This is a genomic window from Mycobacterium sp. (assembly GCF_035653355.1).
In the GTDB taxonomy this organism is placed as follows: domain Bacteria; phylum Actinomycetota; class Actinomycetes; order Mycobacteriales; family Mycobacteriaceae; genus Mycobacterium.
Genome location: NZ_DASRBZ010000474.1, coordinates 1 through 8,786 on the forward strand (window position 1 = coordinate 1; position 8,786 = coordinate 8,786).

The 8,786-nt window shown below is 64.5% G+C and carries 11 protein-coding genes; 3 read left to right on the forward strand and 8 right to left on the reverse strand.

The window, feature by feature from the left end; translation table 11 throughout:
* The first annotated feature begins 53 nt into the window (after window positions 1-53).
* The gene (locus VFA16_RS16375) at window positions 54-479 is read left to right on the forward strand and encodes a nuclear transport factor 2 family protein (RefSeq protein ID WP_324968830.1); all 426 of its coding nucleotides are present in this window, start codon (window positions 54-56) and stop codon (window positions 477-479) included.
* Here VFA16_RS16375 and VFA16_RS16380 read toward each other — a convergent pair.
* The gene (locus tag VFA16_RS16380) at window positions 476-1,018 is read right to left on the reverse strand and encodes a gamma carbonic anhydrase family protein (protein ID WP_324968831.1); all 543 of its coding nucleotides are present in this window, start codon (window positions 1,016-1,018) and stop codon (window positions 476-478) included. The genes VFA16_RS16375 and VFA16_RS16380 overlap by 4 nt on opposite strands.
* Window positions 1,019-1,187: 169 nt before the next feature.
* On the opposite strand from VFA16_RS16380, the gene VFA16_RS16385 reads away from it, so the two are divergent.
* Window positions 1,188-2,351, forward strand: a complete 1,164-nt coding sequence (locus VFA16_RS16385; protein WP_324968832.1) for a Rieske 2Fe-2S domain-containing protein — start codon at window positions 1,188-1,190, stop codon at window positions 2,349-2,351.
* Window positions 2,348-2,806: a hypothetical protein gene (locus VFA16_RS16390; protein WP_324968833.1), complete on the forward strand. Its 459-nt coding sequence runs from the start codon at window positions 2,348-2,350 to the stop codon at window positions 2,804-2,806. Before VFA16_RS16385 ends, VFA16_RS16390 begins: the two co-directional genes overlap by 4 nt.
* 7 nt (window positions 2,807-2,813) lie before the next feature.
* Here VFA16_RS16390 and VFA16_RS16395 read toward each other — a convergent pair whose 3' ends face one another.
* The 7 genes from VFA16_RS16395 to VFA16_RS16425 all read right to left on the reverse strand — a co-directional run.
* The gene (locus VFA16_RS16395) at window positions 2,814-3,959 is read right to left on the reverse strand and encodes a sulfotransferase (RefSeq protein WP_324968834.1); all 1,146 of its coding nucleotides are present in this window, start codon (window positions 3,957-3,959) and stop codon (window positions 2,814-2,816) included.
* A gap of 52 nt (window positions 3,960-4,011) precedes the next feature.
* Window positions 4,012-4,794 carry an SDR family oxidoreductase gene (locus tag VFA16_RS16400; RefSeq protein ID WP_324968840.1) on the reverse strand — a complete coding sequence of 261 codons (783 nt, stop codon included), beginning with the start codon at window positions 4,792-4,794 and terminating at the stop codon, window positions 4,012-4,014.
* Window positions 4,795-4,796: 2 nt separating this feature from the next.
* The gene (locus tag VFA16_RS16405; protein WP_324968835.1) at window positions 4,797-5,936 is read right to left on the reverse strand and encodes a hypothetical protein; all 1,140 of its coding nucleotides are present in this window, start codon (window positions 5,934-5,936) and stop codon (window positions 4,797-4,799) included.
* An 88-nt stretch (window positions 5,937-6,024) separates the two neighbouring features.
* A complete protein-coding gene (locus tag VFA16_RS16410; protein WP_324968836.1) occupies window positions 6,025-6,336 on the reverse strand; it encodes a hypothetical protein in 312 nt (103 codons plus the stop codon).
* A 73-nt stretch (window positions 6,337-6,409) separates the two neighbouring features.
* Window positions 6,410-7,453 (reverse strand): 4-hydroxy-2-oxovalerate aldolase, encoded by a 1,044-nt coding sequence (gene dmpG, locus VFA16_RS16415; protein WP_324968837.1) that lies wholly within the window; start codon window positions 7,451-7,453, stop codon window positions 6,410-6,412.
* On the reverse strand, window positions 7,450-8,364 hold the full coding sequence (locus tag VFA16_RS16420) for an acetaldehyde dehydrogenase (acetylating) (protein ID WP_324968838.1): 915 nt from the start codon (window positions 8,362-8,364) through the stop codon (window positions 7,450-7,452). The genes dmpG and VFA16_RS16420 overlap by 4 nt, the downstream gene beginning before the upstream one ends.
* 11 nt (window positions 8,365-8,375) lie before the next feature.
* Window positions 8,376-8,786, reverse strand: a 411-nt coding sequence (locus VFA16_RS16425) for a 2-keto-4-pentenoate hydratase (protein WP_324968839.1), incomplete at its 5' end; no start/stop codon positions are given.

Genomic DNA, 8,786 nt, shown 5'->3' on the forward strand with positions numbered 1-8,786 from the left:
TCCCTGAAACGTTTCGCCGACACCTACATCCACTCCGGCTGGCAGGACTGACCATGACTGACACGCAGACCAAGACCGAGCATCCCGCCCACGCGGCCGGCCGTCGCTCACGAGAAGCGGTGCAGGCCAAGGACAAGCAAGCCTGGCTGGAGGTGTTCGCCGACGACGCCATTGTCGAAGACCCCATCGGCCCTTCGGCTTTCGACCCCGAGGGCAAAGGGCACCGTGGTCGAGACGCGATCTCCGCGTTCTGGGACAAGGCGATTGCCCCGACCGACAAGATCGAGTTCAATTTCCGCGACACCTTCCAGTGCGGCAACGAAGAAGCCAACGTCGGCAACATCGTCATCACTATGGGCGGACACCAGATCACTGCCGAAGGGGTGTTCACCTATAAGGCCAACGGTGACGGCAAGCTGGTCGCGCTGCGCGCCTACTGGGAGATGGACCGAGCCGCCGCCACCGCGCGGCCGGTTTAACTGGGTCCGTCCGCCTCAACCGGCTCCAGGCCCGACACATAGCGTCGGGCTAAGTCCTGGTAGGCCTGCGGGTTCACTTTCACCCAGGTCTCAGCGCTGGTCCCCGCGATGGGGCCTTTGACGCTGGCGGGTGACCCCACCACCAGCACCTCGGCCGGAATCTGCGTGCCGGCCAGCACCAGCGCCCCGGCCGCGACCATGCTGCGAGCGCCGATCACTGTGCCGTCGAGGATCGTGGCGTGGTTGGCAATCAGCGCCTCAGCACCCACATGAACGCCGTGCAGCATGCACATGTGTGCCACCGTCGCCCCTGGACCGATGTCGACAGGGATGCCGGGAGGCGCGTGCAGCACCGAGCCGTCCTGAACGTTCGCGCCTTCCCGCACGACAATCGGCGCGTAGTCGCCCCGCAGCACGGTGTTGAACCACACCGACGCCCCCGCCTCGATGGTGACGTCGCCGATCAGGCTCGCGGTCGGGGCGACGAATGCGGTCGGATCGACTTTCGGCGATCGGCCCTCGAAGGCAAACAGCGGCATCGTTCACATATACCGCAGGCCGGATATAGCCGCAGGCCCGGTGCGATCGCCCGACTCCTCCTCAGACCGCCCATGGTGTGCATCGTCGCCCGGCGGCCACCGTCGTTGCACTATCCGGGACGAAAACTGTAACGTGTTCTAGTTAGAAGCTGACGATGTGGGAGGTGTCATGGCTACCGAGACGGCCGGCATCCGCGAGATCGACACCGGCACCCTGCCCGACCGGTACGCCCGCGGTTGGCACTGCCTCGGCCCAGTCAAGGACTACCTGGACGGCAAGCCGCACGGCATTGAGGCGTTCGGCACCCATCTCGTCGTGTTCGCTGACTCACACAACGAGTTGCACGTCCTCGACGGCTACTGCCGGCACATGGGCGGCAATCTCGCCCAGGGCACCATCAAAGGCGACGAAGTCGCCTGCCCGTTCCACGACTGGCGCTGGGGCGGCGACGGTAGGTGCAAGCTGGTCCCCTACGCCAAGCGCACCCCGAAGCTGGCGCGCACCCGGTCCTGGCACACGGATGTGCGCGGCGGCCTGCTGTTCGTCTGGCACGACCACGAGCGCAACCCGCCGCAGCCCGAAGTGCGAATTCCAGAGATCCCGGAGGCGCACAGCGACGAGTGGACGGACTGGCGGTGGAACTCGCTCCTGATCGAGGGCAGCAACTGCCGCGACATCATCGATAACGTCACCGATATGGCGCACTTCTTCTACATCCATTTCGGTCTGCCGACGTATTTCAAGAATGTGTTCGAGGGCCACATCGCGTCGCAGTACCTGCACAATGTCGGGCGCCCAGATGTCGACGACATGGGGACTACCTACGGTGAGGCGCATCTGGATTCGGAGGCTTCCTACTTCGGGCCGTCGTTCATGATCAACTGGCTGCACAACACCTACGGTGATTACAAGGCCGAGTCGATCCTGATCAACTGCCACTACCCGGTGACCCAGAATTCGTTTGTGTTGCAGTGGGGTGTGATCGTCGAAAAGCCCAAGGGGCTCGACGACGCGACCACCGACAAGCTTGCTGCTGCGTTCACCGACGGTGTCAGCAAGGGCTTCCTGCAAGATGTCGAGATCTGGAAGCACAAGACCCGCATAGACAATCCTCTGCTGGTCGAAGAAGACGGCGCCGTTTACCAGATGCGTCGCTGGTATCAGCAGTTCTACGTCGATGTCGCCGATGTCACCCCGGATATGACCGACCGGTTCGAGATCGAAGTGGACACCACCAAGGCGAACGAGTTCTGGCAAGCCGAGGTCGAGGAAAACCTGCGGCGCAGAGCCGAAGAAGAAGCGAAAGGGCAAGCTACCCAGCCGTCACGATGACCGCGGACAACGAGCCGAGCGTTCCCGACATCGATCAGCTGGCACGATCGATGCTGGCGCTGCACGGCGCGCACGGCGATGAGCATCCAGTGCGGCAGCGCGGCAACCGCGGCTCTACCGCGCCCGTCGTCCCCTCCGACCCCAAACGTGCTGAGGCGCTGCGCGAAGCCACGCAACGTGACAGAGAGCGGTATCTCAGCTGGGGCTTGCAGCCCGTCGATTGCCGCTTCTGCCACGTCTCGGTGCTCGTCAGGAGGCTAGGACCCGGACATACGTCGGTGCAATGGAATTCGCAAGCAGCCCAGCGCTGCGCCTACTTCGCGGAAGTGAGGGAAGCCGGTGGTGACACCGCACGCATTCCCACGTGCCCGAAGCTGGCCGACAGCATCGATCATGCGATCGCCGAGGGCATTTTGGAGCCGGCGCCGTCCGCTCCCCCTCCGGGCGACGGCTGAGTTCCCGTTACAGGCCGGCGAACCGCTCCTTGACCGACTCGGCGGTCAGCCCATAATCAGCTAGCGAGTAAGTGTGTTTGGGCGCCCGCGGCCCGCTCTGGCTCTCGGCGTGGCTTTTCTCCATGGCAGCCCGTGCATCGTCGGTAAGCGTCAGCCCAAAGTGACGGTAGATCGCCTCTACGGTGCCGATGGGATCGGCGACAAAATCGGCGTAGTCGACGTCGTAGAACTGAGCCTGATCGTATTTTGCGCGCGCAGTGTTGAACCGCTCCAGCCCCCGCGACCACGTGTCCATTGAGTCGTAGCCGATCTGGGCGCCGACGTAGGTGTTCGACCATCCTTCGGTGGTGTGCTGGGCCAACGAGCACATCGAGGCCATGATCGTCTCGACCGGCCGATGCGTTTGGATGACCAGCGCGTCGGGATAAGTCGCCATCAGCGCATCCAGCGCAAAGAGATGACTGGGATTCTTGAGCACCCACCGCTTGTTCGCGTCGTTGAGACCGATCAGCTGAAGGTTTTTGCGGTGTCGCCGATATGCCGGCGTCCAGTCCTGCCGGGACAGCCACTGCGCATAACTGGGCAGGTGGGCCAGCGTTTCGTACGACACCGAATGAAACGACTGTCGCAGCAGCTGCCAGCACTCCTCCAGTTCGTCAGCGGCCATGAAATGAAGCCCGGTGTATTCCGGATTCTCCTGATGATGCTTGGTGAACCGCGCGTCGATTTCGCGATGGATCGGGTTGGATTCCCAGGTTTCGCGTGGTGGGCGGGGCTGCGGGTATTCGGTCAGCCACATCTGCAGACCCTGATGGGCCGGGTCGGCGCCTAGCAGCCGGTGCAGCGCCGTCGTGCCGGTGCGCACCAAGCCGGTGACGAAGATCGGGCGCTCGATTACGACGTCGGCATGCTCGGGATACTGCTTCCACGCCGCCTCCGACAGCAGCCTGGCCACCAGCGCGCCGCGCAGGAAGAACCGGTTCATCTTGCTGCCCAACGGCGTTAGGTCGGCCTCGCGTCGATAGGAGTCGAGCAGCACGGCCAGTGCTTCGCGGTAGTTGTCGTCCTCGGTGCCGAAATCGTCAAGCCCGGTCACCTTGGTGGCCGAGGCGTGCAGCTCGTCGACGGTGCCGACGTCGGTGCGCCCAGTCATGAGTGCGCCGCCTCCTCGTCATCGCTCCGTTCTGCATCGTCGGCGGCGGTCATCACGCTTTGTACTCCCCGCAGTTGACGTCCAGCGTCTGGCCGGTGATGCCACTGGCGAGGTCACTCGCCAAGAACACGATCGCTGAAGCGACTTCGTCCTCGGTGGGCAGCCGCTTCAGGTCGGAGTTCGCCGCGGTGGCGGTGTAGATCTGCTCCACCGTGGTGCCGTACTTGCCGGCCTGGTGCTCGAAGTAACCCTTGAGCGTGTCGCCCCAGATATAGCCAGGCGCAACCGAATTGACGCGAATTCCTTGCTCACCGAGTTCGCTGGCCAGCGACTGCGACATGGCCAGCAGCGCGGACTTGGCCATCTTGTAAGCGCCGTACTTCGGCTGGGAGTGCCGGATCACCATGGAATTGACGTTGACGATCGCGCCTTTGGTCTCCGCCAGCGCCGGTGTGAAGCCCTGGATCAGCCGCAGCGCACCGAGCACGGTGAGCTCGATCGCGTCGCGGATGTGCTGAAACGACGTGCCCGCCAACGGCTTCATCGACGGCACCCGAAACGCGTTGTTGATCAGCACGTCGACCTTGCCGTAGGCGGCCAGCGCGGAGTCGACGAGGTTTTTCACCTGGTCGTCGTCGGTGATATCAGTGGCAACCGCCACCGCGCGGTGGCCGGTGTCGGTGATCTGCTTGGCGACGTCGTCCAGGCGTTCGGCGGTACGGGCCGCCAGCACCAGATCCGCTCCGTCGCGGGCACATCGGCGTGCAAGCGTGCTGCCGAGCGCGGGACCCACGCCGCTGATCACGACTACCTTGCCGTCAAGCATTCCGGGCATTGTCACCCCAGCATTCTGTTAGCAATCTGCTGCTGGCGCAGAGCAATTCGTGCGCGCCAGTCTTCTTGGGAAATCTTGTTGTGCTCGTAATACGGCAGCACGCCAGAAATTGCGTCGAAATCGACGAGGTCGACCGTGGGCCCGTCGGCCTCGGTGAGCTCACGCGATACGCGTTGCCAGCGGAACTGCAGGAAGCCGCGCCGATGGCCGAGCGTCTCCACCCAGTTGGTGACGCCGGGATTCTGGTCGGCGACCACGATGCGAACCTTGCCGTCCGGATCGGGTTGGGCCTGTGTTGCATTCAGTGAAGTCTGGTGGTTGATGTAGTCCAGCGAGATGTACCACATGCTGCCCAACTGGAAGCCCAGATACGGTGCGTCGCTCACCGGCACCGTGATGACCAGCGCCTGGCCGGGCTGCAAGTCGAAATGCCCGGCCGAGGAGTACTGCGTGGCGAGCCCGCCGGGAGTCAGCCGGGGCGCCACCATGGTGTTGACCGGGATGTTGAGATAGAACCATTGCGGGAACTGCAGCCAGGTCTTCACCCGCTGGACCAGTTGCTTTCCGGCTGCGGCATAACGCTTTTCGATGGTTTGGCGGGTCAGCGGCGGTGGCGCGGTCCCGGCGGTGTCCAGTCTGGAAATCGCCACCGTGCCGCGCTGCTGCGACCAGTCCCCGTACACCTCACGGATCACCAGTTGCCCTGGCGTCGTTGGGCGCAGCCGCCACTGGAAGCTGCCGTCCTCGGCGATGTCGAGTTCGCGGTCGTCGAAGGCGACCTGGCTGCCGGGCACGTTGTCGTCGGTGTACTCGCCGCCGAGCAGCTGGAAACTCAAGTCGGTGGTGGTGCCGCGCAGGCCGGTGACGACGTAGTCGTGGTCGGGAAGCACGCGAGTGCCGAAGTACAGGGTGTCCGGGTTGTCCAGGCCCATCTTGGTGAACGGCCCGGTGCCCGACAGCAGGAACGGGTGGTCGCGCTCGTGGTTGAAAGCCATATGCGTGCAGGCCTCGACGCAGCCCGCCAGGTATTGCAGTCCTTCGAGCAGGTCGGCTTCGGTCTCGATGTGCGGGGCGGCGGCGACGAGTTTCTCGGCCTCGGCGATCGCGGAGGCTAGCGGCTCAGAAAAGGACGCAGCGGACACGCCTAGACGCTAGAACGTGTTCTATTTTTCGTCAATGGGCGAACATTCCAGGGTGTCGGCCACGGCGGTTACGGACGAGACCGACTCACTACGGTGCGCACTGCTGCGATAGATCGATCAGATGCTGCCGCACATCCGGATGCCGGTTCAGATAGTCGATGACGCTGCCGTTGCCGCCCTCGGCCTGCGACCTGGCCTGCAGCTGCTGGTGGAGGTCCGGGTGCTTTTGCAGGTACTGGTCGATCGAGTCACCGACGGTCTGGTTGCACGGCGGATCTGCGTTGGCTGTGCCCGCCAGGGGTAGCGCGATCACCGTCGCGGCGGTCGCAGTTAGTAGCCCGCCAGCAAGCCGGCCGTACAGCCCGCGGCCACGGGTGCCGACTGTCTTGGATGTGCTCATGGGGCCAGGTTACTCGCGCTACCTTTGCATGGCCTGTGCGCGCCGTTCCGAGGAGCGGCAGGCAGCGCTTAGTTCAGTGCGTGACGACCTGCCCCTGCTGCTGCTCACGCTTGATTTCCAGCGCGATGTCGATCAGCTGGTCTTCTTGCCCGCCGATGAGTTTGCGCTGACCAGCCCGATACAACAGCGCCGACGCGGGCACGCCGTAGCGTTCGGCCTGCCGGACGGCGTGCTTGAGAAAGCTGGAGTACACCCCGGCGTAGCCCATGATCAGCGCGTTGCGGTCGAGCAGGCATTCGGCCGGCATGGCCGGGCGCACCACGTCTTCCGCGGCGTCGGCGATGTCGAAGAAGTCGATGCCGGTCTTGACGCCGATCTTGTCGAACACCCCGATCAACGCCTCGACCGGAGCATTGCCCGCGCCCGCGCCGAAGCGCCGGCACGACCCGTCGATCTGCTTGGCGCCCGCTCGCACGGCCTCGACCGAATTGGCCACTCCCAAACCCAGATTCTCGTGCCCGTGGAAACCAACCTGGGCGTCGTCGCCGAGCTCGGCGACCAACGCCGCGACCCGGTCCCGCACACCTTCGAGGACCAGCGCGCCGGCGGAGTCAACGACGTAGACGCACTGGCAGCCCGCGTCGGCCATGATCCGGGCTTGCTTGGCAAGTTTCTCCGGCGGAATCGTGTGGGCCATCATCAAGAACCCGACGGTTTCCAGGCCCAGCTCCCGGGCCAGCCCGAAGTGCTGGATGGACACGTCGGCCTCGGTGCAGTGAGTGGCGATCCGGCAGATCGACCCGCCGTTGTCCTGAGCTTCTTTGATGTCGTCTTTTGTGCCCACCCCAGGCAGCATCAAAAACGCGATCCTGGCCTCTTTCGCGGTTTCGGCGGCGAGCTTGATCAGTTCCTGCTCCGGGGTTTTGGAGAAGCCGTAGTTGAACGACGATCCGCCCAAGCCGTCGCCGTGGGTCACCTCGATCACCGGCACACCGGCGGCGTCCAGGGCTGCCACGATGGCGCCGACTTCGTCTTTGGTGAATTGATGGCGTTTGTGGTGCGACCCGTCGCGCAGCGACGTGTCGGTGATCCGGATGTCCCAAATGCTGTTCGTCATCGCGCACCTCCCGCGACGCTTAACGTCTCCTTGGCGATCTCCTCGCCGACCTTGGTGGCCGCCGCGGTCATGATGTCCAGGTTGCCCGCATACGGCGGCAGGTAATCGCCGGCGCCTTCGACCTCGATGAATGTCGTGACCAAAGCCTGGCCGCCGGAGTTGATCGACGGCTCGTCGAACTGCGGCTCGTTGAGCAGCCGGTATCCCGGCACGTAGGTCTGCACCTCTTCGACGACGTCGTGAATGGACTTGGCGATGGCGTCGCGGTCGGCGTCCTCGGGGATCGCGCAGAAGATGGTGTCCCGCATAATCATTGGCGGCTCTGCCGGGTTCAAGATGATGATCGCCTTACCGCGCTGCGCGCCGCCGATCGTCTCTACACCGCGGGCAGTGGTCTTGGTGAACTCGTCGATGTTGGCCCGGGTGCCAGGCCCGGCCGACACCGAGGCGACCGACGCGACAATCTCGGCGTAGGGCACTTGGACGACGCGTGACACCGCGTACACGATCGGGATGGTCGCCTGGCCGCCGCAGGTGATCATGTTGACGTTGGGAGCATCGAGGTGCTCGCGCAGATTCGCCGGCGGGATCACGGCGGGGCCGACCGCGGCCGGCGTGAGGTCGATGGCCCGGATCCCGGCCTCGGCATATTTCGGCGCGGCTGCCTTGTGCACGTAGGCGCTGGTGGCCTCGAACAGCAGGTCCGGTTTTTCCGGTTGCGCCAGCAGCCAGTCGACCCCCTCGTGTGTGGTCTCCAGGCCTAGCTTGCTTGCCCGCGCCAGGCCTTCGCTTTCCGGGTCGATGCCCACCATCCAGCGCGGCTCCAGCCACTCCGAGCGCAGCAGCTTGTACAACAGATCGGTGCTGATGTTGCCCGACCCGACAATGGCGACTGAAGCTTTGGACGGCATGAACGCTCCTCTTATTCGAAAGACAACCGCACCGACCCCAACCGGTCGAACTCCGCGACGAAATTATCGCCGGGCCGGGCGTCGATGGCTCGCGTGCACGAGCCGGGCAACACGATGTCACCGGCCTTGAGCCGTACACCAAAACTTTCCACCTTGCGGGCCAGCCAGGCCACCGCCGTGACCGGATTGCCCAATACGGCGTCGCTGCGGCCCTTGGCCACCACCTCGCCGTTGCGGGTCAGCACCGCTTCGATCCCGGTGATGTCCACATCGGCGGGCGAAACCCGGGCCTCGCCGAGCACGAAGCCCGCAGAGGAGGCGTTGTCGGCGATGGTGTCGCACAATGCGATCTTCCAGTCGGTGATCCGGGTGTCGATCAACTCGATCGCCGGGGCGAAGGCAGCCGTCGCCTGCAGGACGTC